The organism is Deltaproteobacteria bacterium, assembly GCA_016874755.1.
GTDB lineage: Bacteria > Desulfobacterota > Binatia > UBA9968 > UBA9968 > DP-20.
On sequence record VGTH01000007.1, the window covers coordinates 1 to 23,732 of the forward strand.

18 protein-coding genes and 1 pseudogene are annotated in these 23,732 nt (G+C 58.5%); 11 read left to right on the top strand and 8 right to left on the bottom strand.

What is annotated here, in order from left to right:
• Positions 1-213: 213 nt before the first annotated feature.
• Together FJ145_05840 and FJ145_05845 are read right to left on the bottom strand one after the other, a co-directional pair.
• Positions 214-2,433, bottom strand: a complete 2,220-nt coding sequence (locus FJ145_05840) for a xanthine dehydrogenase family protein molybdopterin-binding subunit (GenBank protein MBM4260951.1) — start codon at positions 2,431-2,433, stop codon at positions 214-216.
• 87 nt (positions 2,434-2,520) lie between these two features.
• Positions 2,521-3,660: a hypothetical protein gene (locus FJ145_05845; GenBank protein ID MBM4260952.1), complete on the bottom strand. Its 1,140-nt coding sequence runs from the start codon at positions 3,658-3,660 to the stop codon at positions 2,521-2,523.
• Between FJ145_05845 and FJ145_05850 the strand changes: the two genes are divergently transcribed.
• Complete coding sequence (locus FJ145_05850) at positions 3,659-4,792, top strand: hypothetical protein (protein MBM4260953.1); 1,134 nt, start codon at positions 3,659-3,661, stop codon at positions 4,790-4,792. The genes FJ145_05845 and FJ145_05850 overlap by 2 nt on opposite strands.
• On the opposite strand, the gene FJ145_05855 is transcribed toward FJ145_05850, so the two are convergent.
• Together FJ145_05855 and FJ145_05860 are read right to left on the bottom strand one after the other, a co-directional pair.
• On the bottom strand, positions 4,712-5,437 hold the full coding sequence (locus FJ145_05855; protein ID MBM4260954.1) for an OmpA family protein: 726 nt from the start codon (positions 5,435-5,437) through the stop codon (positions 4,712-4,714). The genes FJ145_05850 and FJ145_05855 overlap by 81 nt on opposite strands.
• Positions 5,438-5,669: 232 nt before the next feature.
• A pseudogene (locus FJ145_05860) lies at positions 5,670-5,759 on the bottom strand (DUF2760 domain-containing protein).
• 609 nt (positions 5,760-6,368) lie between these two features.
• On the opposite strand from FJ145_05860, the gene FJ145_05865 reads away from it, so the two are divergent.
• From FJ145_05865 to FJ145_05875, 3 genes are all read left to right on the top strand, one after another.
• The gene (locus FJ145_05865; protein MBM4260955.1) at positions 6,369-7,439 is read left to right on the top strand and encodes an amidohydrolase; all 1,071 of its coding nucleotides are present in this window, start codon (positions 6,369-6,371) and stop codon (positions 7,437-7,439) included.
• A 282-nt stretch (positions 7,440-7,721) separates the two neighbouring features.
• Complete coding sequence (locus FJ145_05870; protein MBM4260956.1) at positions 7,722-8,507, top strand: SDR family oxidoreductase; 786 nt, start codon at positions 7,722-7,724, stop codon at positions 8,505-8,507.
• A 5-nt stretch (positions 8,508-8,512) separates the two neighbouring features.
• A complete protein-coding gene (locus FJ145_05875; protein MBM4260957.1) occupies positions 8,513-10,210 on the top strand; it encodes a glycosyltransferase family 39 protein in 1,698 nt (565 codons plus the stop codon).
• 33 nt (positions 10,211-10,243) lie between these two features.
• On the opposite strand, the gene FJ145_05880 is transcribed toward FJ145_05875, so the two are convergent.
• The 4 genes from FJ145_05880 to FJ145_05895 form a co-directional block, all read right to left on the bottom strand.
• Positions 10,244-11,368: a shikimate dehydrogenase gene (locus FJ145_05880; protein ID MBM4260958.1), complete on the bottom strand. Its 1,125-nt coding sequence runs from the start codon at positions 11,366-11,368 to the stop codon at positions 10,244-10,246.
• A 62-nt stretch (positions 11,369-11,430) separates the two neighbouring features.
• Positions 11,431-12,864, bottom strand: coding sequence for a SpoVR family protein (locus tag FJ145_05885; GenBank protein ID MBM4260959.1), 1,434 nt, complete (start codon positions 12,862-12,864; stop codon positions 11,431-11,433).
• An 8-nt stretch (positions 12,865-12,872) separates the two neighbouring features.
• Positions 12,873-14,054, bottom strand: a complete 1,182-nt coding sequence (gene yhbH, locus FJ145_05890; GenBank protein MBM4260960.1) for a sporulation protein YhbH — start codon at positions 14,052-14,054, stop codon at positions 12,873-12,875.
• A 25-nt stretch (positions 14,055-14,079) separates the two neighbouring features.
• Positions 14,080-16,014, bottom strand: a complete 1,935-nt coding sequence (locus FJ145_05895) for a serine protein kinase (GenBank protein MBM4260961.1) — start codon at positions 16,012-16,014, stop codon at positions 14,080-14,082.
• A gap of 474 nt (positions 16,015-16,488) precedes the next feature.
• Between FJ145_05895 and FJ145_05900 the strand changes: the two genes are divergently transcribed.
• The 7 genes from FJ145_05900 (at position 16,489) to FJ145_05930 (ending at position 23,700) form a co-directional block, all read left to right on the top strand.
• Positions 16,489-17,013, top strand: coding sequence for a hypothetical protein (locus FJ145_05900; GenBank protein MBM4260962.1), 525 nt, complete (start codon positions 16,489-16,491; stop codon positions 17,011-17,013).
• Positions 17,014-17,172: 159 nt separating this feature from the next.
• On the top strand, positions 17,173-19,680 hold the full coding sequence (locus tag FJ145_05905) for a GAF domain-containing protein (GenBank protein ID MBM4260963.1): 2,508 nt from the start codon (positions 17,173-17,175) through the stop codon (positions 19,678-19,680).
• A 160-nt stretch (positions 19,681-19,840) separates the two neighbouring features.
• On the top strand, positions 19,841-20,353 hold the full coding sequence (locus FJ145_05910; protein MBM4260964.1) for a VOC family protein: 513 nt from the start codon (positions 19,841-19,843) through the stop codon (positions 20,351-20,353).
• The gene (locus FJ145_05915; protein ID MBM4260965.1) at positions 20,346-20,993 is read left to right on the top strand and encodes a ferritin-like domain-containing protein; all 648 of its coding nucleotides are present in this window, start codon (positions 20,346-20,348) and stop codon (positions 20,991-20,993) included. Before FJ145_05910 ends, FJ145_05915 begins: the two co-directional genes overlap by 8 nt.
• A 29-nt stretch (positions 20,994-21,022) precedes the next feature.
• The gene (locus FJ145_05920; GenBank protein MBM4260966.1) at positions 21,023-21,949 is read left to right on the top strand and encodes a fumarylacetoacetate hydrolase family protein; all 927 of its coding nucleotides are present in this window, start codon (positions 21,023-21,025) and stop codon (positions 21,947-21,949) included.
• 70 nt (positions 21,950-22,019) lie between these two features.
• On the top strand, positions 22,020-23,342 hold the full coding sequence (locus FJ145_05925) for a Rieske 2Fe-2S domain-containing protein (GenBank protein ID MBM4260967.1): 1,323 nt from the start codon (positions 22,020-22,022) through the stop codon (positions 23,340-23,342).
• A gap of 70 nt (positions 23,343-23,412) precedes the next feature.
• Positions 23,413-23,700 (top strand): hypothetical protein, encoded by a 288-nt coding sequence (locus FJ145_05930; GenBank protein MBM4260968.1) that lies wholly within the window; start codon positions 23,413-23,415, stop codon positions 23,698-23,700.
• Positions 23,701-23,732: the final 32 nt, after the last annotated feature.

A 23,732-nucleotide genomic window follows, 5' to 3' on the forward strand; every position in this document is an offset into this window, starting at 1 on the left:
AAGAGCTTCCGCAAACTGAACGCACCACAGCTTGTCGGAAAAGTAGCGCGCGGGACGAAGTATGACAATGGCAAAGAGATGAGGGTCGCCGCCTAGTATCTTTTTACACACCTATTGACAACGGCTCGGATAACAGGGTCGGGTCAACGCGCTGTTGCCGTTTTTAATATGGCAATTAAGAAAAATTTGCAAGAAAATGTTACAAATCTTGGCTTATTTCTGCTTTAAGGCCGCGTGAATTTTTTCTGCGGTGATGGGCAGGTCTTTGATTCTAACGCCCACTGCGTCTTCGACCGCGTTGGCGATGGCCGGTGCCACCGGGCCAATCGGATTTTCGCCAATGCCCTTCACATTGTAGGGTCCAACTCCGCTATCGCCCTGCACTAATACGGTTTTGAGTGGCGGAATGTCTTTGACGTTAGGAATCTTGTACTCCCCGAAGTGAGCCACCTCGACCCGTCCATCTAAAACTGGCAGGTGCTCGATCAAGCCGTAGCCAACGCCCTGCACGACGCCGCCGTCGATCTGCCCTTGGTGGCCGACGGGGTTCATGATAACGCCGGTATCGTGGGCCGTAATTAATCTGCGTAGAGCTATCGCGCCGGTTTCAGGATCGACGTGCACTTCGGCCACCTGCGCCGCGAATGCCGTGACGGGTGAATGTTCTTCGTCTTTGTTGACGGCTTCGCCGACGATTGAGCGGCCAACGCTTTTGAGCAGCTCGCGCCAACGGCGGCGCTGTTTGGTTTGTCGGTGAAGCAGCGAGCCATTTGCGAGAGAGATCTCTGCCTTAGGCCAATTCAACAATTTTTCCGCCAATATGAAAAGTTTTTCTCGTGCATCACATGCGGCGGTGTGGGCAGCGCCGCTGGCAACTCGTGTGCCGCGGCTGCCGCCAATGCCGGAATCGAAGGGCACGCCGCCGTCGGTGTCGAGGGTATCGATGCGGATCTCTTCCGGCGTGCAGCCAAGCTCTTCGGCGGCGATTTGGCGCAGCGTCGTATAGGTGCCGGAGCCTTGCTCGAAGAGGCCGGTGTGAATGACGATTGAGCCGTCGGGTTCCAAGGAGATTTGCATCGCCGTGTTGCCGCCGCCCGGACCGCGATAGCCCATGGCCACGCCGCGCCCGATGTTGGTTGGCTTGGGCGCCGAATAGCGTGCTGCGTCGAGCGCGGCGCGCAGGGTCTCTTTGGCTTTGATATTCTCGTAGTGGCCGCCGGTCATGGTGCGCTCGCCCTCTTCGATCAAATTCTTCAGGCGAAACTCGGCTGGGTCCATGCCGAGCTTGCGCGCCACGCAATCGATGTGCGACTCCGCTGCCCACATGCCTTGCGGTTCGCCGGGCGCGCGCATCTGGCCGCCCGGGAGATTGTTGGTGTAGACGCGCTTGACGGCGATGCGCGCGTGCTCAGCACGGTAGCAGCCGCCGCCGTGGGAGATGCCGCCGACGACGGCGCCGGGACGAAAACCGCCGTAGGCGCCGGCGTCCAAGTAGGCGTCCATTTCGTGGGCGACGATGGTGCCGTCGCGCTTGACGCCGGTTTTAAGCCGCATGACAGCGGCGTGGCGCGGTGCGCCGGCAAGAAATTCTTCACGGTACTCCATCACCATCTTTACCGGCCGGCCGGTTTTCTTCGCCAGCAGGTAGCAGATCGGTTCGTCGAAGGGTGCGCCCTTGCCGCCGAAGTCGCCGCCGATGGCGACCGGGTTGACGCGTATTTTGTCCTTGGGCAGATCGAAGGCCGCCGCCATGCTCGACTTCAATCCCTGCGGTACTTTGCAGGGTGACCACATTTGGATGCGTTCTTGCTCGTCAATCCACACCAGGCAGCAATGTGGTTCAAGAAACGCCTGATGGACGCGCGGCACTGTGTAGGTGTTCTCGACAACGATGTCGGCTTGCGCGAAGCCAACGGCCACGTCGCCGCGAATCGCGACGTCGTCGACAAACACGTTGGTTGGCCCGGCGAGCGGCTTAGGTAGCCCTTTGTAGGTCGCAACCTCGGGGTGGACAATCGGCGCGCCCTCTTGGCTGGCAGAGACGGGATCGAACACCGTTGGTAGCTCCTGGTATTCGACCTCGATAAGATCGAGGGCGGCTTCGGCTTGCTCCAGCGTATCGGCCGCCACTGCGGCGACGCGCTCGCCGACGAAACGGACCTTGTCCTGGGCGAGCACAGCGATATCGCGATAGCGCCGCCCGTAAATAATACCGCGCACGTCGCTGCCGGTGAGCACGGCGCGCACGCCCGGCGCCTTCTCGGCCCGTGCCGTGTCGATGCGCGTAATGCGCGCGTGGGCGTGCGGGCTGCGCAGCGTCTTGGCCCACAGCGTGCCGGGCAAGAGAACATCAGAGGTATAGCGCGACTCGCCGGTGACTTTGCCGATGTTGTCGATGCGCGGCACCGGCTGGCCGATGATTTGATAGCTCATGGGAAACCTCAATTGGGATCGATGGAGTGTTGGAGTATTGGTTCGGCATCCATCATGCCAAAACTCCAGTACTCCAAACCCGATTTTCTACAGATAGCCCTTCTCGCGATAATACTTCGCCGCGCCGGGATGGAGCGGCACCTGCAGCGGGCATTTTTCCGAGCCGCGACAGAGTTCTTTCATGTTGAGCGGTTTTTCGTCGTCGATCGGCAAGAGCTTGCTTTTTTCGTCGATGGTCTGGATCGCCGCGTACGCGACTCTGTCCGGTAGCCACTTGTGTGTCACCAGAGCCCAGCCGCTGTAGTCGATGGTGAGCGCGTCTGCCGTCAATTGTTTAAAGCGCTTTTTCGGCAGAACAGCGCGGGTGTAGCCCATCTGTTCCATTTTTTTTACGATGGCCAGTTCGATCGGGATAATTTCGAAGCCGTTTTCCAACGCGAGATCGAGCCAGCCGCCGACCGTGCTGACGCCTTCGTCGAAAACCGCATTGATGGCGCGCTTGCCAATCGCGTTCATGCGCTCTGCGGCAAACGGCCGGCCACATTCTTGAACCCGGCCGCCCCATTTCTTGATGTGGCCGAAGGAAAAGCCGTAGTGGGAGAGCAGGGCGGAAATCGTATAGTAAGTCCCGTTGTTGACGCCGGAGAAGCGCGTCGAGACGCGCAGCGGAATCTTGCGCTTGGCGATGTCGTGCAGCGATTTTACGCCGAGATCCTTCGAAACAACGAGCGCAATCCGATCCCACGACGGGAAGCCGCCGAGCACGCGCAGCGGCAGCTTTTGTTTGTAAGGGCCTTTGCCGCGATACGCCACCGTGACCATTGCTGCCGGGTTGACGTAGGCGATGTCGACACGCCGTGTGCCGACTTCCAGAGGCGCCAAGATGCCGCCGTAAACGTCGCCGTTGATGCCGATGCGAAACTCCGTGCGGCCGCGGTCGCGTTTGCCTAGACCGAGCGATACTTGCAGTTGAGTCGCCAGACTATCCGAACATTTGGCGAAAACCCCGGCAGCCAACTCCAGGCCGGTGATCGCGCGAATCTGCGGCGGTTCGAGATCGGTCATCATGTCGTCAATCGCCTCTTGGAATTTATTCAACTCCGCAGTTAACGTGAGCCCACCGACACTGTCAAACAAGTTATCAACAGCAACGCATAACGGCGCACCGATCGACGATTGACTTGTTTGTGGCGCGGCGACTATAACGCGTGGCCAGGAGGGGAGCATGATCCACAACTACAAAGTTTTCGATGCCGATGCCCATGTGATGATGAGCCCGGCCATGTGGGCGGACCTGCCAAAGGAGTATCATGTGCGGCGGCCGCGCCCCTTGACCGTGTCCGATAACGATGGCGCCGGCACCCGGCGGACGGGGTGGTTGATCGAAGGGCGTATGGAGCCCCATCCCTATGGCCCCGGCGCCCAGGGCGCCAACACGCCGACGACAGTCCTGCGCGAGTTCGGCGCGCGCGGTGACGACCTCGGTTCGCAAGACCTTTCCGATCCGGCGGCACGGTTGCACGACCTCGACAAATTCGGCATTGACGCGCAGCTGCTCTTCCCGTCGAGTCTGTACGCGGCCATGGGCAACGATCCATTTTTTGAGGCGGCGATGTTTCGCGCTTACAATCGCTATGCCGGTCGGCAGTGCAAAGCCGATTCGAAACGGCTCAAGTGGGCGGCGCTATTGCCGCTGCGCGATGTTGCTGAAGGCATCGCCGCGGTTGGCGAGATGGCGGAGCTTGGCGCTTCAGTGGCGGTGGTCTTCGGCACGGCCGGTGAGCGCCTGCTGTCACACCAGAGTTTTACGCCGATTTGGGATGAGCTCGCGCGCACCGGACTGCCGCTTTGTGTGCACATGGGCAGGAGCTATCCGCCCTTCGACAATCTGGTCGAAACGCGCCTCGAAGCGCATGTCATTGCCATGGGCATGCCTGCTATCCTTGGCTTCGTTGCGGTGGTGGCGCAGGGCATGCTCGATCGCTACCCGCAGCTCAAAGTAGCTTTTCTTGAGTTCGGTGCCGAGTGGCTCTTTTATGTCACTGGGCGGCTCGGTCACTACATGCCGAGTTATCGGCGCGATCCGACGGTCAAGGCGCTCGGCCGTTTGCCCGAGCGAGCGATTGAGGAATATCTCAGATCGGGAAGATTTTTCATCGCACCGGAAGCTGACGACCCGTTGCTCTTGCAAGAGATGGCGTTGGTCGGTGAGGAGCAAATTCTTTTCTCCTCCGACTACCCGCATGGCGAAGGGCGCGACAACGCGGCGAGTGAATTGTTAGAGCGCAGCGACTTGACCGACGCTCAGAAACAGAAGATTCTCTACCACAACACCGTCAAATTTTGCGGCGAGCCCTGATGCGCCGCCGGGGGCCAGGTGAGCCGTCCGTGGCGCTGGACGGCTCACTTGGAAAATCCCGGAGATAAATACCTTTGGCTTGATCGTGACTTCCACACGGCGCGCTTCGTTGGGCGTGCCGGTGCCGGTGGTTTGCTGGGGTTTGTCGATGACGATGCGGTCGCGCGCGATACCGGCTGCCTCCAAGCTCGCCCGTACGTTTTGCGAGCGGTTGAGCGCTAGCTGGCGGTTGTATTCGGAGTCTGCACCCGCAGGATCGTGAAAGCCGACCAGATGGGCTTTCGCGCCGGCGTGACCTTTTAAGTAGGCGACCACTTTCGCGAAAGTGTTGTTGACGTCGCCTGATACATTGAATTTGTCGAACGCGAAGTAAACGCGCGCATCGGGGATGGGTTCGGCCACCGCGGGCGCCGGCGTCGGAGCGGGCGCAGGCGCGGCGACGGGTTCCGGCGCCGGTGCCACCGGTGCTACAGGAGCAGCCACCGGCGCCGACGCGCCGACCGAGCACTGGCGCCAAGAGCTTGGCCCGATGCTGAATAGCAGCGGCAGCAAAAACAACAGCGCGCCCAGTATCAATCCAACAGTCGTGTCAAGCTTGTTATACGAACTATAGGAATCAGCGGTCATACCGTAATTGGTTTCCATGGGTTACTCCTTAACGATTACCGGCTATGAGGCCGTCTTGCAGCGACTTCAAGGCACGCCAACGATTGCGCGCAGCCAGGTCGGCTTGTTCGGGCCAGGTTTCCGGGTTGGCGACGACTCTGGGCGGCGCCGATTGCAGCGAAACGATTTGACTACGCAGTCCGGCGATGGCCGAGACTTCGGACTCGAGGGCGCGAATCCGTACCATGTGCTGCGGGTTATCGACGGTCTTTTCAACGATTTTTTCGACGACACGGTCGACGACTTTTTCGACCACCCGGTCGACCGGTTTCTCGATAATCTTCTCGACCTCGACGATCTTCGGCGGCGCCGAGCGCAGCTCGACGATCTCATTGCGCAACGCGGGAATCCTGGCGATTTCGTCTTCCAGGAATTTAATGCGGATGAGGTGTTCCGGGTTGTCGACCGTGGCCTCCAATTTGGCGAGTTGGCTGCGCAGCCCTGGCAGCACGGCGAGCTCACCCTCCAGCGTTTTGATCCGTGCCAAGTGCTCCGGGTTGTCCACCATACGGTCGACGATGCGTCCACCGGTCGATTGATGACCGTCGGCGGGCGTTTGTAGCGCTTGCTGGGCAGCCAACTGGCGAGCCAGCCTAAGAACGCAGCCAAGACGATCCACCACAAAAAGCAGAGAAATGATGGCATGATTCCTCCTCTCAACGTAAACCATCAGAATAAAGCGACGCAGATGGTCCATGCCGCAGAAAATCCGGCGAATGATTGGATTGGACGTAACAACTGCCCGATTCCTTTCAATGGTCTAGAGTTTAGGTCCGAGTCAAGAAAATTTTCGTGAACTCTTGGTGAATAAATGCAAAGCGCTCATCGAAGCGCTTGCTTACCGATGGGCTGGCGGTGTAAATGAGCAGCTAAATAGAGTCTTAACAACGCAAACTTCCGGAGGCCAGTCATGGTGCGCCCAGTCCCGGTCATCGACGCTGACGGTCATGTCGTCGAAGTATCACACGAACTGCGCGAGTTCTTGCCCAGCGGTTTTCACAAAGAAGACGGCAAGCGCGAATACAATTTGTTTCCGCGCGACGGCTGGATGCGCGGCGCTTTGACGCCGCGCAAGCGCGAGTCCCCCGACGCCAAACGCTGGATCGAGTTTCTTGATGCCTGCCAGATCGATGCCACCGTGCTTTACCCGAGCGGCGGGTTGTCGCTCGGTCTGATTCACGATGCCGATGGCGCAGTGGCTTTGGCACGCGCCTACAACGACTGGCTCCATGAGCACTACATTAAAGTGAGCCCGCGCTTTCAAGGCGTGGCGCTGCTCCCGGTGCAAGATCCGCCGGAGGCTGCCAAGGAGTTAGAGCGCTGCGTTCGTAAACTTGGCATGGTGGGCGGCATGCTGGTGGCGGTAATGAATCCGCTAAAGGGCTATGGTCTGCCGCAGTTCGAACCGATCTTTGCGATGGCGGACCAATTGGGCACTGCCCTCGGCGTGCATGGCGGCTCGGCGGCGGAGCTGGGCTTGGATCATTTCACCAGTTTTGCCGGGGTCTATCCGTTGAGTCATCCGTTCGGTCAAATGCAGCAACTGACGAGCATGATGATTCACGGCATTTTCGAGCGTTACCCCAATGTGCGTGTCGCGTTTCTCGAATCGGGCTGCGGCTGGGTGCCCTATCTGATGCACCGGTTGCAGGAGAGCTTCGAACAGCGCTACAACCGCTGGCCCTATCCTGCGAAAAAGTCTCCCGCCGAGCTGATGCGCAACGGCAATCTTTATTATTCCTGTGAAGTCGGTGAGGAGATGATCCCCGCCGTGGCGCAGATGATGGGCAGCACGCAGCTACTCTGGCCGTCGGATTTTCCCCATGAGAAGCCACCGGAGCAGTTTAGCGGTGAGCTCGACGGCTTCATCGGGCGCAAAGATCTGAACGAAGCGATGACGCGTCAGATCGTGTGGGACAACCCGTGCCGGCTCTACGGCCTGTCCAAAGAAAAAATTTCGGTCCATAGGAGCGCTGCTTGACTCCTGCCGCACCAGACTGTGTCGCAATGCGGAAAGTCCCCGGTTTGTCATCCTGAGCGCAAGCGAAGAAACTGCTTTTTCGCGCAGTTGCATGGAGCAGATTCTTCGCCTTTGGCTCAGAATGACAATTGCGACACAGCCTCCACAGCCGGGAAGGCCGCTGTCGTACGGGCTTGCTGATGTCTGCTGGTAGCGGTCGCGCCGCCTGCCTTTCGATCACGGTGTCGGCTTTACTTTGTCATGCTGACCTGTAATCTTCTTCTGTAACATAATTACTTTTTCATGAACTTTGTCGAACGTTATGGGCCGTGGGCGCTGGTCACCGGCGCCTCCGCCGGCATCGGTGCGGAATTTGCTCGCCAGTTGGCCGCGCGTGGCCTGCATCTAGTGTTGCTCGCCCGGCGCAAGGATAAATTGGAAGAGCTGGCGCTGGAGTTGCGGCAAAAACATCGGATCGAGGTGCGCGTCCTCGCCGCCGACTTGGCGCGCGCGGATTTCGCAGATGAAGTCGGCGCTGCGCTCGCTGCGCAGGAGATTGGCTTGCTGGTGAACAATGCCGGCTTTGGCATCACCGGAGAGTTTCTGCGCCATGATTTGGAGCGGGAGAGCGATCTATTGGCGGTCAACTGCCGAGCGTTGATGATCTTGACGCATCGCTTGGGACCGCCGATGGCACAGCGCAAGCGTGGTGGGATTATTTTTGTTTCGTCCGTGCTGGCCTTTCTCGCCACGCCCTATTCGGCGCACTACGCTGCCAGCAAAGTCTACGAGCTGTCGCTGGCGCAAGGGCTGCGCTACGAGCTTGGCCGTTACGGTGTGGATGTGTTGGCGCTCTGCCCCGGGTCGACCGATACCGAATTTCACGACGTCGCCGGTTCGCGCGCGGTGGGTGCGATGGCGGTGGAGCCCGTGGTCCGCCAGGGGCTTGCCGGGCTCGGCCGCAGATCGGTGGTCATACCCGGTTGGCGCAACCGGCTGCTGGTCGGCTTGCTCAAGTTTGCACCGCGGGCGCTGAGCACAACGTTCGCCGGCCAGGCGATGCGCCGGCTCGGTAGAGTGCAGAAGTAGTTCCTATGGCCGCGATAGCCAGCGCCACGGTGCGCCTGTGGCACATCTTTTTGTTGATAGGATTGTGCGCCGCGCTTTATTTTCCCTATCTCGCGAGCACGCCGTTTTTTGACAAAGGCGAGCCGCGCGAAGCGATGGCGGTGCAGGACATTATGAACCGCGGCGAATGGCTCGTCCCGCTCAAGCGCGCCACCGACGTTCCCTCCAAGCCGCCGCTATTTCACTGGAGCGCCGCCGCGGTGTCCACGCTCGCGGGACAGATGAACGAGGCCACGATTCGCTTCCCGTCGGCGCTCTACGCCACGCTCGGCGTGCTACTGGTGTATTTTCTCGGCGGCAAGCTTTTCGGCGCGGATACCGCGCTCCTTGGCGCGGCCATTCTGGCTACGACTTTGGTGTACGGCGACCAAGCCTTGAGCGCGCGCGTCGACATGACGCTGTGCTTTTATGTGACGCTGAGTTTGGGTTTGTTCTATGCCATCTATCGCGGTTTTTTGCGCTCGGGCGTTTGGCTTTATGTCTTTTATGGGCTCGTCGGCATCAGCACGCTGGCCAAAGGACCTCTGGGGATTCTTTTGCCGGCGCTGGTATGCGCCAGCCTGGTTTTGCTCGAGCGCCGCTGGGATTGGCTGGGCAAATTTTGCGTGCATCCGGGCGTGCTACTGATGCTGATCCTTGGCGCCGGCTGGTATGTGATCGCGGTGAGCCGTGGCGGTGAAGGCTTTTTTAGCCGGCAAATCGTTTCGGAAAATCTCGCTCGCTTCGCCGGCGGATCGGGCCACAGCCACCCGGTGTACTACTATGTTTCTTATCTGTTCTCGCTCGGCATGCCGTGGGCGGTGTTTTTTCCGTTGCTATTTTGGGACTACGGCAAGCGGCGCTGGTTTGCCGACGGCGACAAGCTGTTCTTGGGCTTGTGGTTCGTGGTGATATTCTTGTTCTTTTCGATCTCGGCAGGCAAGCGTCCGGTCTATCTGCTGCCGATCTATCCCGCGCTTGCGCTGCTGCTCGCCGTATGGCTGCGCCAAATGGCTGGCGCTGGAACGATCCGCCGATGGTTGTTGCGCCTGATCGCGCTCAACGCGGTGCTAGTCGGCGCGGCGCTTTTACTGATCACCCTGGGCGCGTTGTGGAATCATGACGCGGCGTGGTTTTTTGAGCCCATCGGCAAGCTCCTGCGCGCCAAGGACCGCGCCAACTTTTTCGTCGTGCGAGATTCGCTGGCCGATTTCGGCAATCTGTTTACGCTAGTCGCGCTGGCGTCGGCGGCGCTGTGGCTTGGGCTCGGTCAGGCGCTTTGGCGATATAGGCTGCGCGCCGCCGCGGTTTTGCTGATCGTCAACTCGATTCTCTTTGGCTTCGTGGCGCATCGGATCGTCGTGCCGGCGATCGCCGAGACTAAAAGCTACAAGCCGTTCATGGCCCAGGTAAACCAGCGGGTGCAGTCAAAGCCGCTCTATCTTTTCGGAGAATTCAACAGTGATCCCGTGCTGTTTTACCGCGGCCAAACTATTCCCATGCTGCGCGCGTCAGTGGCGGAAATCGCGCCGACGCTCGGCCAGGGACAACGTTATCTGATCATGACCGAGAGCGCTTGGAAGGAAATGCAGAAGGCAACCCCGGCATTGCCGGCGCCGCTCTTCACTAGCAGCGGGACCGGGCCCGAGGGGGACGCTCGCTTGGTATTGACTGCGGCGCGGTGATTCCCGCTTGAGACAAAGCACCTGCGGCAACTGCTACCAACACTCATTCATCCATTGAGTGATCTGTGCTCGGCTTGCTGAATCGCTCTTTGCCAATTCCACTAACTGCGTTTTGCAGATGTGATCGCAAAACGCCAACACGGCCTGGCCAATAATCATGGTTTTGCCGTTCATTGTGGCATGGCCGGTGAGCCGGCCGTGACGCAAAAAGATGGTTTCTTCTGGGTGGTAAATTAGATCGTAGAAGCGCGCTTCAGCGGGAATCTGCTGCGCCAGCTCCAAGGAGGCGCGCTGGTTGGCTGCAACTTCCGCTGCAAAACGCTGCATGCTTGGGTCAGCAGAGTCCGTCTTGCTATATTCCAGCTCCGGGACCGCGATGACAGCGGCGCACGCCAGCGACGAGTAGGGCTCGGTGGTTTGCACTATGCCGTTGCCCAACCGCTGGAACCCGCCCTGGCCTTTGGTCGTGCTATTGATGATCACGTCGGCTTGGGGCGCCCATTGGCGCAGCCCGGCTTCGTCGATGGCCTGTGCGTCTCTGTCGAGTTTGCGGATCTCTGCAGCCAGCTCCTGGGCATGACTCAGAGTTCGATTGCAGACGATCAGTCGGCCATGTCCCAGCCGTTCGGCGACGCCGAAGGCGACCGCGCGCGCCGAGCCGCCGGCGCCGAGCAGCAGCACGGTGCGGTTTTCCAGCGCTGGGACAAAGCTCGCTCGCGACCCTGGCTGCGCTTCGAGAATGCTATTGATGAATCCGCCGCTGTCAGTGTTGTGGCCGCTCAGGCGTCCGTCCGGACTGCGGACGATTGTGTTGACGGCGCCGATGCGCTTGGCCAGCGCGTCGATGCTGTCGAGGTAGGGCATCACTGCGAGTTTGTGCGGCACCGTGACGTTGACGCCCAGCATGCGCTCCGAGCGGCGCAGCGCGGCGAGGAGTTCTTGCACCCGCCGCACTTCGACGTCCATGGGGACGTAAATGGCGTCCATGCCGAGGTGGCGAAAGGCGCCATTCCACAGCGCCGGGCTTTTCGAGTATTGCGACGGCGCCGTGCCGATGACGCCGGCGGTGCGGCGCTTACCGATCGCTCCTTGGTCGAGCCGATTGCTAAGACAGGCCTGAATTCTATCGAGATCGTCCATCGAGCTCCAACGTAGCATAGTTGCAGGGACAGGTCGCGGCCTGTCCCGACGGCGATGAAAACGATCCGGTTTGTTTGCTCTCAGTGGACGGGTTTGATGGTCAAACGGTTTTCGCCGAAGTGAAGGTGGTTTTTCTTGCCGTTGATCAGGGTTTCGAGAACCACCTCGCGCCCCCAGAGCTGGCGCAGGTATTGTAATGTCTTCTCGGCGTATTCGAGCTGGAGATCGCGGCCGTCGTGGGCGTGTTTGAGAAATAGCGCGCGGTTGCTGTTGTAGTCGGCATCATCGACGGCGATGACCGGAATCGTGCCGGTGCCGACACTTTGAATCAGCGTGTCTTTGATTCTTTGCCAGTTCTCCTCATCGGCGACGCGGCTAACCACTTTGTCGTTGCCGCGCTGCTGGTACTCGAATAGATTGAGCTCGCGGACCAATTCTTCGGTCAAATAGCGGCGCAGAAACGAGCTGTCGCGCTCGACTTCGCGAACTTCGAAGAGTTTATCGCGGGCGGATTTCTTTTTCGGGCCGAATTCCGCTTCTTCTTTGGAGTTGGGGTCCTTCCAGCGCCGTTCGATATCCTCCCAGACCTTCATGCCGACGTGATAGGGGTTCAAGCTTCCCGGATGGGGGCTTAAGACCTGATTGTGGCGCACGATGAACTCCAGCTGCATGCCCTGGGGCAGCCCGGCGCTATCGAGGATGCGCTTGTGCCAGAAGCTCGCCCAGCCCTCATTCATGATTTTGGTTTCGATCTGGGGGATGAAGTACTGCGCCTGCTCGTGGACGATGGTGAGCAAGTCCTTTTGCCATTCGGCGAGCTGCGGATTGTGATCGCGAATGAACAGCAGGATATCTTCTTCGGGATAGGGCGGCACCTTCGCCAAGTCGGGTGGAACCCATTCTTTGCGGCGATGGATCGACTGAAAGGCGTCGCGCGACGGCTTGGATTCTTCGAGCTTGTCTTCGCGCTGCTCGGCCTCGCTGCGTTTGCGAATCGCGAGATTGCGCCGGCACTGCAGCGACAGGGCATGGGCGGCGTCGAGAATGGTTTCGACTCTTTCCAGGCCGATGCTGGGATCTTCGACATAATGCCGCACCCGGTTGGCGTGGGCCTTGAACGTTTCGATGGTGTAGTTGGCGCGGGTGGTCTTGAAGGTGAAATTATTCTTAAAAAAATCGTTATGGCCATAGACGTGGGCGATGGTCAGCACCTGCAGCGCCAGGGTGTTGTCGCGCATCAGATAGGCGATGCTCGGATTGGAGTTGATGACCATTTCGTAGGGCAGGCCGCTCAAGCCGTAATCGTAGAGCGTTTTGAGTTTCTCAAAGGATTTGCCATAGGACCAATGCGGATAGTGGGAGGGCATGCCGGAATAGACCATGTACGAGAGCGTCTCTTCATGGTCGCAAATCTCGAACTCCTGCGGGTACGGGTCGAGGCCGAACTTTTCGACCAGCTCGACGATCTGGCGGTTCCAGCGTTGGAGGTCGTCAATGGAGTAGGGGGCTGCCATGGCGGATCTCACGCCGCGTCGTCGCGCACACGGTCCTTACTCAAGAAAATCTTGAACGATGGCCAGATGTCTTCTTTGCGTTGAATCTGCACGGTCTGAAAATTGGGCTCGGTGATCTGTGAAAAATATTGAATCATCGTGCTGCCGTAGTAGCCGGCGCCCAGCGGTTTGATCTCGCCGTAGCCAAATAGATTGCAAACCTGCGTCAGTTCTTTAGCGGCCTTCAGCGCCGCTTCGTTGTCCGAGTCGAAATTGTCGCCGTCGGAGCAGTGAAACGCATAAACGTTCCACAGCGACGGATGGTAGCGCTCGTGGACGATGTCCAGGGCTTTGTTGTAGCCGGAGGAAATTAAAGTCCCGCCCGACTCGCCTTTATGGAAAAATTCGTCTTCGGTCACTTCCTGGGCCTCGGTGTGGTGGGCGATGAAAACGATCTCGACGTTTTGATAGCGGGTGCAGAGAAATCGGTAGAGGAGAAAGAAAGAACTCCGCGCCAAATACTTTTTCATGGTGTCCATCGAGCCCGAGGTGTCCATGATGCAAAGCACCACGGCATTGGACTGGCGGCGCATCTCGGTGACCACGTGGTGATAGCGCAGGTCGTCTTTGTGAAACGGGAAACGGTTGTCGCGGTGCAGCGTAACGCCGGCACGCAGCGATGCTTTTTTGCGCTTGATGCGCGAGCGGGCGGTGCGTTTCTTGTCCAAGCGGACGCGCACGCCTTTTTTGCGGTAGCCCTGCTGGCGAAACATCCGCTCGACTTCCATCTCGCGCAGATTCTTGCGATCGAGGTCGGGCAGCTCCAGGTCCTCGAACATGACTTCGACTAGCTCATCGAGGCTGACTTCGGTTTCATAGTAATCGGTGCCCGGCTGGTCGCCGGCCTGATGCCCTTTGCCGCCGTCTTTGCCCTGGCTGACCACTTGGCCAGGTTTTACCTCGCCGTCGCCGCCCTGGCCGACGCCGGGTGCGTTCTCGCCGTACACGAAGCGATACTCTTTAACACCGCGGATCGGCACTTTGACAATGCGATTGTTGTCTTTGCCGATGATCGATTCTTCGGCGATGATGTCGGCGATATTGCCGCGGATCGCTTCACGGACTTTCTCCCGGTGGCGCAGCCGATCGCCGGCGCTGCGGTCGCTGCGCTGCCCGGAGGATGGAATGTAGGGGCGAAAGATCGTATCCATAGAGATCGGCCCGACTGATCTGCTGTTAGTCCTTCCACAGGTTGTTGGCCGCGTACTTAAGAATGACGTCAACGCAGCTGGCACAATAGCCGTGCTCCAGCAGATTCTTCACCATGGTGTTGTACTTTTCGGTTTGTTCCTCGTCGCGCATTCTCGCCTTGGTGATGACCCGGCTCAAGTCGCGCACCGAGGTGATCAATTTCTTTTCGATGGCCTCTTTGAGCGGTTCGTAGCTGCGGTACTCGATCTTCTCGCCGCGCCGGTTGGCGGCCCACAGGAAGGAGATGACTTCCTGGCGGAAGCCGTCGGCGGCGGAACCGATGATGGCGATCTGTTCTTCAATCGATTTCATGAACGGTTCGTCGGGCGTTAGCTCTTCCTTGGTGTTGCGGTCTTTGACTTTGGTTTTGTTGACGTACGCTTCGGCGTGATCGAGATAGTTTTGAAACAGATTCTCCGCCTGCTCCTGGTAGGAGTAAACAAACGCCCGAGTGATCTCTTTCTCCAAGAGCTCGAGATATTCCTTGTGCAGGGTGTCCTGCAGCAGCTCGAGGTATTGCTTGCGAGCGTCGTCGGAGAGCTCGGCTTCCTTGACCATGTTGATGAGCGCTTCGCGCACGTTGATCGGGTTGATGCAGTTGCCGGCAGTGTTGTCCGAGAGCGCGTTGTCGAGTGCTTTCATGATGAAGCGCGTCGAAATTCCGTTCATGCCCTCGCGTTTGGTCGCCTCACGCAGCTCGTGCACATCGACTTTCTTGGTGCGCCCCTTCTCCACGACTTCTTCACCGTTGTAGAGCTTCAGTTTGGTCACCAGGTCGCACTTGTTGGTGGGCTCGAGCCGCGACAGGATCGCGAACATGGAAGCTATTTCCAGCGTGTGCGGCGCGACATGGGCGCGGAAATCCGAGTTGCGGATGATCTTCTGGTAAATTTTCACTTCCTCGGAGAGACGCAGATTGTAGGGCACGCGGACGACGACGATGCGGTCGAGGATCGCTTCGTTGGTGTGATCGCCTTTGAATTTTTGCCACTCAGCTTCGTTGGAATGGGCGACGATGACAGTGTCGACGTAGACCAAACCGTGGCGGCCGGGCGCGGGGACAACCTTTTCCTGGGTCGCCGTGATCATACAGTGGAGGTACTCGATCTCGTTCTTGAACACTTCGATGAACTCGACTAAGCCGCGGTTGCCGACGTTGAGCGCGCCGTTCAACTCTAACACCCGCGGATCGCCCTCGGAGTAGAGATCGAGCTTGGAGATGTCTTCGCTGCCGATCAACACGGAGGTGTCCTGGTTGTTGGGATCGACGGGCGGCACCACGCCGATGCCGATGCGGGCGCGCTTGGAAAATTCCACCGTGTGCACGGGGAATTCTTCGTATTTGCCGGCGAACTCGTCGCGCAGGCGGAAGCGGCAGACCGGGCAAAGGTCGCCCTCGATGTGCACGCCGAGCATTTTTTCGAACTCCTTGCGCAGGTGGCGCGGAACCAAGTGTAGCGGCTCTTCGTGCATCGGGCAGCCTTCGATGGCACAGAACGGCTCGGCTTCTTCAAGGCCGCGGTGGAGTTTTTCCACGAGCGAGCTTTTGCCCGAGCCCACGGGGCCCATCAAATAGAGCACCTGGCGGCTCTCTTCGCCTTTGAGCGATGCGGCGTGAAAATAGCGGACGATCTGAGCTACGGTCTTTTCGATGCCGAAAAATTCATCGGAGAAAAAGTCGTAGACCTTGATCGACTCGTCCTTATAGAGCCGCTTCACATGGGGATCGTCGTCGTCGTGGATGTCGCGCACGCCGGCTTTGACCAGCAGATCGTACATGCGCGCGTGGGCCAAGCGGGCGATGGGCGGATCGTTGCGCAGCTTTTCCAGGTAGCCGAGCAGGTTGCCGCGCCAAGCGCGCGCTTGATGGCGGTCGCGATCTTTTTGAATCAGGTTTTCAAATTCATTGGTCATATCCATTCCGACTACCCCCTTTTCGTCACTGCGCCGAATTGCGTGGCGGCGCATTCCGGCGCGGTTCTATATCACGACAGTGGCAATGAAAATTTGAAATCGTGAAATGGGTGATGCTGAACACACAAATATGAGTGTTTCGTTTCACCTTGAGTTCGAGACAAGCTGTCGGGGAAGTCGTGCGGAGGAAAACCGGGAGTGAATCAGGGCTTGCATGCGACCTCCTCGTACTGCTTAGTCGGCCAGCTAATGCGCTTCCTCTACTTTGACGACGAAGGGCTTACTTCCTTCGTTGCGCCGGTTTCTACTACAAGCATTGAAACGTTATTTGGCTGCGTTGTCAAGAAAATTGTGTCTAGCTCGGTTTGCCACGGCGGCTCGGCGGCGCCCCTTGGGTTATCAAAACGACTATTGTTTGCTACCATGCCAGAGAGTTGACGTTGGTGGTTGCGACAATTATTTACCGTAGACTGGAGAGCCATGACACAGGAGACGCTGCGCATCGAAGCGGGCCGACGTTGGTACGCGATGCAAACCAAACCCATGAAGGAGCGGGAAGTTGCCAAGCGTTTAACCGACTTGGGATTGGAAGTGTTTCTCCCCTGGCTGCGCACGCGGCGGCGCATTGGCAGCCGCCACCAATGGGTGTTGGTGCCGCTTTTTCCCGGCTATCTTTTTTCATTTCTCGATATGGTCGAGTCCGGCAAGGCGGCCCGCTATTCACCCGGGGTCAAAGACTTCTTAAAGTTTGGCAGCCACTTGGCTGAGGTAGGTCAGGAAATTATCGACGCGCTGCGCGATCGTTGCCCCGAAGGAGTGGCGCAGATCGATTTAGTGGCGGCTAAGCCGGGCGATGCGGTGCGCATTAACGAAGGGCCATTTTCCGGCTTGGAGGCCATCTTTGAGAAATCGCTCAAGGGTAGCGAGCGGGTTGCGGTACTGCTGGACATCCTCGGTCGGCAGACTAGGATCGAGCTGCCGGCGGAAGCCATAGGGCGGGTTTAGACCGACACTAAGCCTAGAGCTTTGAGGTTCGAAGTCTGCGCCACTTCTCTCGTCAAGCCTCCTCCTCCAGTCCTCATTTTGCTTCCTTGACACCCCTGGGCTGGTTTGAATAAATGCCCCCGGGAAAAAAGCCTCCCGGCTGCTTCCCAAGGGGGCGTTATGCAACAGCAGGCTCGGCAACAATGGAGCGTACTTGCGATCATTGGGTTCAGTGCGCTGGTCTTACTCGGCAGTTCATTGGCGGCTTCCATCCGGGCGATCAATAATCCTTTCCCGGGATTTTTTGTCCACGAAAACCTGACCGTCGGGCCGTATTTTCTGCCGAGCTGGAGCGGCCAGAAGGCCGGCATCCAATCGCTCGATCGCGTCGTGGCGGTCAACGGTGCGCCGCTTGAGCGGCGCGCCGACTTGTATGAGCAAGTGCAAAAAGCGCCGGCGGGGACGCTGTTTCGCTACACGGTGGAGCGCCACCACAAGACCGTCGACCTGACGGTGGCAACCATGCGGCTAGCCTTCAGCGACTGGTTTTTGATCTTTGGCGTTTACCTGGTCATGGGCCTGGCTTTTCTAGTCATCGGTGTGGCTCCTTACTATTACCGCGCCTCATCGCCGGCGGCGCTGCCGCTTTGCTTCATGGTGATCGCGGTCTTTGTTTGGTTCGTGGCCACCTTCGATTTCATGACGTTGGGAGCGTTGCCGAAAGAGTTGCGTATCTTCGGTTTGACCTTGACGCCCAGCGCGGCGATCCACCTTGCTTGGTTGCTGACCAGTGGCCAATCGATGTGGCGCAATCATCCGGTGGCGCTGGTGGTGCTCTATGCGCTGGGGCTGGCGCTAGGCGGCCTCATCAGTACGACTTTCTTCGGCCCCCTCGATCTTTGGTTTGCGGCGTTTCGCGCCGGTTACCTTTTTACCTGTTTTGGTGCACTGAGTTTCTTATTTATCGTCGGCACGGCGCTGCGCGGTAGCTTGAGCGATCTCGATCGTTCGCGCTTGCGCGTGATGTTCGTGGGCGCGCTGTTTGGCTTTCTTATTCCCACCGTGGCGACAGTTTTGACCAGCTCTTTTCAGTGGCGCATCCCCTATAATTTGGCGTTGGTGCCAACGGTGTGTTTCCCGCTGTCGGTGGCCTATGCGCTGCTCAAATATAGCCTTTTCGATTTGGGCAACGCTTTGAAGATCGCCGTCAGTCGGATCGCCCTGACCGTCGCTTTGCTAGCGATCTACGTCCTGGTGGTTCACCTGTTGGGGCCCTGGGCGGGCATGCTCACCAACGATCCGTTGGTGCCGCTGTTTTTTTCCATTCTCGTCGTGCTGCTCTTCAACCCGTTGCTGCGCCGCATCGAGACGGTCGTCGATCGCTACGTTTATCGGCTCGACTACGACCCTGTCTGGGTGCGTAACCAAACCAGTCTGTTCCTGCGCTCCCTCGCGCCGGCGCCGGAGTTGGCCGAAGGCTACTGCGAAAAACTCAGGGCGTGGATGGGGTTGGAAAGCGTGACGCTCGCCTATCAACCACACAGCGGCGAAGCGTGCCTCATCGCACCGGCGGCCGAGCAGGACGCCGCGGCGGCTGGCGCCACACGTTTATGTCATCTGTTGCAGCAACGCAACGATATCGACGGCAGCGCGATCTCGCGCAGCGAGATCGCCACCGATCCACGTTTTCAAAATCGGCGCGAGGATTGGTTGGCAAGCTTCGCTGGCTTGGCCAACGAGCTCTTGGTCCCGGTGATTTTTGAGAACCAGGTGCGCGGCTTGGTCGCCTTTGGCGCCAAGCGCTCGAGGCGCGAGTACAACGCCGAAGACGTCCGGCTGCTCACCGTCTTGACGGATCAGCTGGCGCTCTCGTTGGAAAACGGCCGCCTCTATGACGAGTCGGTGCAGGCCTACCGCAAGGCCGAAGCGGCCAACCAGAAACTGATCGAGATGGACCGCATCAAAAAAGACTTCGTCGCCAACATCTGTCACGAGATCCGCACGCCGGTGAGCACGATCATCGGTTACGGTGAAATCCTGGCCGACAAAAATTTCAGCGGCGACGCCAATGTAATTCTGGCGCGGCTGATCAACAAAGGCCAGGAGTTAGCCAGCTTGATGGATAACCTGATGAACTTTACGCGCATGGAAAACGATGGCGCGACCGCGCACCTTGAGCTGGTCAAGCTGCACGAAATCTTGGCTGGACTAAAAATGATGACGCAACGGCTGATCCGGGAGCGTCCCATCGAAGTCGGCATCGAGATCGAGCCCGCCATTGAAGCCATCGAGAGCGACGGTCAGAAGCTGCAGCAAATCTTGGTCGAGCTGGTGACCAATGCGCTCAAGTTTACCAAGCAAGGCAAGGTCGAACTGGCAGTGCGCAAGACCCATGAAGCTGGGCGCGATTTCGTCGAGATCGCCGTGGCCGATACCGGGCCGGGCATCAAGGCGGAAGACCAGGAGCTGATTTTCGAAGACTTTCGCCAGCTCGATGGCTCATCGAGCCGGACCTATGGCGGCACCGGGCTTGGTTTGGGCTTGTGCAAGAAACTCGCCGCGGCACTCGGCGGCACGATTCGCCTGTCGAGTGAGCTCGGTGTCGGCAGCGTTTTTAGTCTACTGCTGCCGGTAAAAGGAAATATGCCGCGCGCCGATGGCAAACGCTTGCTGCCGGCGCTTGGATAATTTTCTTCATTGCCGGCTTGTGTTAAGCATGGGGCACGGTTTTTTCGGAAGGGGAGAGTGCCATGCCTCAGCTTCGCCAAGTCGCCATCGCCGCAAACGATCCCTCCAAGCTAGCGGCATTTTACCACGACGTTTTTGAGCTCGAAGTCATTGGCGAAGCATCGACCATGAGCTGCGCGATCCCGACGGCAACCGAATCGGTTTGTTGTCGCGCGCCTTTGACACGGCTTACAAGCAAACTCCGGTGCCGATCCGCCATGTGGCGTTGTTCACGCCCAATCCGCAACGCTTGGCGAATTTTTATTGCCAGCTGTTCGATATGACCGTGGTCGATAAGACCGACCGCTCGTCGATGTTTGTCTCTGACGGTGAGATCAATTTGGCGCTTTTATACCAACGCAAAGAAGAGCCCATCGGGTTTAACCATTTCGGCTTTCACGTGAAGAGCAACGAAGAGATGCAGGCGCGCGCCGAACGGGCTGGTGTTTCTAAAGGAGCCGCGCGCCCCTCGCGCATTCCGTTCGCCGAGTATCGCGTGCACGATCCCGAGGGAAACGGCATCGATATTTCGCAAAAAGGGCTGGAAGCTGCGAGTATGAACCGGTTCCAATCGTTCCAGGGTTCCAGCCATCGGAAGCGGCTCTGCAGCGCCAGAGTATTTGGTGATGAATAGCAGCGAATTTCTCCAAGCGATTTTAGTGCCGGTGCACGAGTTCTGCCGGTCGCTCGACGGCAATCCGCCGGCCTATAGCTACATCCCGCTCAAGAGCGATGAAGAGCGCATTCGGGTGATGCAAAGCCGCTTGTTTAACGAGCTGCGCGCGGCGGACTTGTTCGGCACTTGGCTCCGGACAACGCCGGAGTTCGATGTGAAGGCGAAGCTGGCCGAATCGGCCCATGAAGAGATGGTTCACGCCGAGCTTTTGGCCAATCGGATTCGCGACCTCGGCGCCGAGCCTTTTGATTATAAACCGCTGCCGGCGCAGATGGCGATGTTCAATGCCTTGGAAGCGTTGACTGACACGTGTGAGCGCATCGCTGGGTTTTCGCTGGCCGGTGAAACCGTGGCGAATTATCTGATCGAGATGTGTCTAAAATCGCCGGACGTTCCCGAGTGGATCAAGCAGCCCTATCGCCGCATCACCGAAGACGAAGCCGGCCACGGCAGCGTGCCCCAAGGTTTTCTCAAGCGCTACGCGATCACGGAAGAACGCCAAGAGCGCTGCCGGCGCGCGGTGGCGATGCGCATGGGGTTGTTCCGTGAATATCTCGCAAGCTTAGACCGTTGGGCGATGGGCCGGGATCGCTGGTGAACAGGTTCCCGCGCAATAAAGGAGCGAAAATGAAGCTATGTTTCTTCGACGATTTCAAACTCGGCGTGGTCGAAGGTGACTCGGTTGTCGATGTGACTGACGCGGTGCGCGCGATTCCCCATCTCGGGCCCCATGATTTGATCAACGGTTTGATCGAGCGCTTTGCTGAGTATCGCGCGGCGCTCGAAAAGGCAGCGCAGGGACAGGGAAAACCCGTGAGCAGTGTGCGGCTGCGGCCTCCGCTGCCGCGGCCGGTCAATATCGACTGCATGGCGGTGAACTATATGGAGGATGGCACACGCAAGGAGCCGGCGCCGATCAACGCCTTTCATAAATCGCCGAGTGCGATCATCGGCGCCGGCGACACAATGATTCTGCCCGACGTGCCGGCGACGATTTTCGAAGGCGAAGCGGAGCTGGCCTTGGTCATCGGCAAGCGTGCGCAAAACGTTGCGGCGGCGCAGGCGCTGGATTACATTTTTGGCTACATTAATTTTATCGACGGCTCGGCGCGCGGCCTGCCGCCGAGCGGCAACACTTTTTACCAGATGAAATCGCGCGCGACGTTTTGCCCGATCGGGCCCTATTTGGTGACCAAGGATGAGATCGCCGATCCGCACCAGCTCCAGGTGCAGCTGTGGAACAACGGCACGCTGATGCAGAACTACAACACCAGCGACATGGCGCATAAGATTCCGCGCTGCATCGAGTGGGTAAGCTCGATCCATCCGCTGGAGCCCGGCGACATTCTGGCGCTTGGCACCAATCACCGCGGACTGAACGCTTTTCAGGATGGCGATTTGATCGAGCTTGAAACCGGGCCGCTGGGCAGGTTGCATGTGAAGATCCGCGATGACTTGAAACGCACCTGGGCGCGCGAGACGCGGCTGCAGCGCCACGAGAAGGGCCTCGACGGCAACACGCCGCAGCGCACCGGCAAGTACGCCAAGCCGTAATTGAAAATCGCTAATGGAAAATTGAAAATGTTTCGGAGTCTTGGTTCCGATCTCGGCGGAGGTTGTCAGAATGGCCGATAGCAAAGCTGCAACCGGGAGTAGCACTCTCAGTTCCTACCAACAACTACTCGATGATTTGCCGCGCACCGGCCCGGGCACCAAGGGCGGCGAGATGCTGCGGCGCTACTGGCATCCGGTCTGTGTCGCGGAAGACCTCAAGGACATTCCCATCGCTGTGCGCATGCTGAGCGAAGACTTGGTGGTGTTTCGCGATGGTCAGGGGCGGCCCGGGCTGTTGGGGATTCGCTGCCCGCATCGTTTGGCGTCGTTGGAATATGGCCAGGTTCGTGAGGACGGTCTCATGTGTTCCTATCACGGCTGGCGGTTTGACGTGCGCGGTCACTGCATCGATACGCCGATTGAGCCGGCCGGTAGCGATCTCAAGACTCGCATCAGGCATCTCTGGTATCCCGCGCAGGAGTGGGGTGGGGTGATCTGGACTTATATGGGGCCGGAGAAAGAAAACCCGCCGCCGCTGCCGAAGATCGACGTGTTGGCCCGCACCGACGGCGAGCCGCGGGTGGTGGCGGGGGATTTCCGCAATTACAACTATCTCAACTGGATGGAAAACTTCGCCGACATGGGCCATGCGGTGATCTTGCATGGCTTGTTGGTCAGAGATTTGCCGGATGAGCTCAAACCTTACAGCGATCTCACGATCAAAAATTGGGCGCCGCTGCCGATGGAGTTTGTCGAAACCGACTACGGCATGAAGACCGTTTCGGTGCTCGATACCGGCGATCCGGCAATCAAGTTCGTCAACACCTGGGCTTTGGCCATGCCGATTCACTGGCGTTTTTCTGGTGTGCGCTCAGGGTTTCCGCCCGATTTCACCGACGAGCGACAGGAGGGCGGCGGCATGATCCGCATCATCGACGATACCCACTTCGAGTTGTTCCGCTATAATCTGTTTCGTAGGGGCAATTTCCCCGGTACGTTCTTGTTCGGCCTGCCGCCAGGACTGCGCGGCCCCGGTGAATGCAAACCCTACGACAATCGCAGGTATGCTGGTTGGGAGGGGATCCCGGCCCTGGAAGATCTCGTCATCCAAGAGTCCCAGGGAGAGATTCCCGAGCGCCGCTTGGAGCACTTGGGCACCTCCGATCGTGGCGTCATCATGATGCGCCGGCTCTGGCACAGGGCGATGGCGGATGTAGCTGAAGGGAAGGATCCCAGGGGGGTATGGCGAGAAAATAAAAAGATGCTTGAGGTTGATACATTTCACGGCCACGTCAAAGCCAGTGAGTTGAAGATCGCCCCTGAGAACATGCCATCGTCGTGCGACGGGCGGGGCCTTTTGCGCGATCAAAAGGGCAATCTGATCTTTCCATAGGCATGGCGTTTTAGCTCGTAAGCTGGTGGGAAGCTTGTTATAATAGTGAGCTTAAACAAGGAGAACGAACATGGAAGAGAGCGGCAACCGGCTCTTTGTCGGCATTAAGATCACCAAGGCGTTGCAAGAAGATATCGACAGCCCGGCGCCTGGGGTGAAGCATTATTTTGAAAGCAATAACAAAGAATATCTACAAATAGTTCAAATGCGGGATGAGAAATTTATCGGCCGCTACATCAACGACGGTTTTCCGGTTGCTAACCTTGCCGATGTCGGTCGCAACGTCTGCAGCATCGTAAAGTTGATCACCAAAGGAAAACGCATCGAAGAGAAAGAGGTGCAAATCTATTCCTGCTAAGGTTTGCTTCGACAGCGTAGCGGGCGGCGATC

Bases quoted from the DNA above. Each gene is read 5' to 3' on its own strand.
- FJ145_05905 (MBM4260963.1), top strand. From the start codon at position 17,173: ATGCAACAGCAGGCTCGGCAACAATGGAGCGTACTTGCGATCATTGGG.
- FJ145_05900 (MBM4260962.1), top strand. From the start codon at position 16,489: ATGACACAGGAGACGCTGCGCATCGAAGCGGGCCGACGTTGGTACGCG.
- FJ145_05930 (MBM4260968.1), top strand. From the start codon at position 23,413: ATGGAAGAGAGCGGCAACCGGCTCTTTGTCGGCATTAAGATCACCAAG.
- FJ145_05845 (MBM4260952.1), bottom strand. From the start codon at position 3,660: ATGCTCCCCTCCTGGCCACGCGTTATAGTCGCCGCGCCACAAACAAGT.
- FJ145_05895 (MBM4260961.1), bottom strand. From the start codon at position 16,014: ATGGATATGACCAATGAATTTGAAAACCTGATTCAAAAAGATCGCGAC.
- FJ145_05870 (MBM4260956.1), top strand. From the start codon at position 7,722: ATGAACTTTGTCGAACGTTATGGGCCGTGGGCGCTGGTCACCGGCGCC.
- FJ145_05850 (MBM4260953.1), top strand. From the start codon at position 3,659: ATGATCCACAACTACAAAGTTTTCGATGCCGATGCCCATGTGATGATG.
- FJ145_05925 (MBM4260967.1), top strand. From the start codon at position 22,020: ATGGCCGATAGCAAAGCTGCAACCGGGAGTAGCACTCTCAGTTCCTAC.
- FJ145_05920 (MBM4260966.1), top strand. From the start codon at position 21,023: ATGAAGCTATGTTTCTTCGACGATTTCAAACTCGGCGTGGTCGAAGGT.
- FJ145_05865 (MBM4260955.1), top strand. From the start codon at position 6,369: ATGGTGCGCCCAGTCCCGGTCATCGACGCTGACGGTCATGTCGTCGAA.
- FJ145_05880 (MBM4260958.1), bottom strand. From the start codon at position 11,368: ATGCTACGTTGGAGCTCGATGGACGATCTCGATAGAATTCAGGCCTGT.
- FJ145_05885 (MBM4260959.1), bottom strand. From the start codon at position 12,864: ATGGCAGCCCCCTACTCCATTGACGACCTCCAACGCTGGAACCGCCAG.
- FJ145_05875 (MBM4260957.1), top strand. From the start codon at position 8,513: ATGGCCGCGATAGCCAGCGCCACGGTGCGCCTGTGGCACATCTTTTTG.
- FJ145_05915 (MBM4260965.1), top strand. From the start codon at position 20,346: ATGAATAGCAGCGAATTTCTCCAAGCGATTTTAGTGCCGGTGCACGAG.
- yhbH (MBM4260960.1), bottom strand. From the start codon at position 14,054: ATGGATACGATCTTTCGCCCCTACATTCCATCCTCCGGGCAGCGCAGC.
- FJ145_05855 (MBM4260954.1), bottom strand. From the start codon at position 5,437: ATGGAAACCAATTACGGTATGACCGCTGATTCCTATAGTTCGTATAAC.
- FJ145_05840 (MBM4260951.1), bottom strand. From the start codon at position 2,433: ATGAGCTATCAAATCATCGGCCAGCCGGTGCCGCGCATCGACAACATC.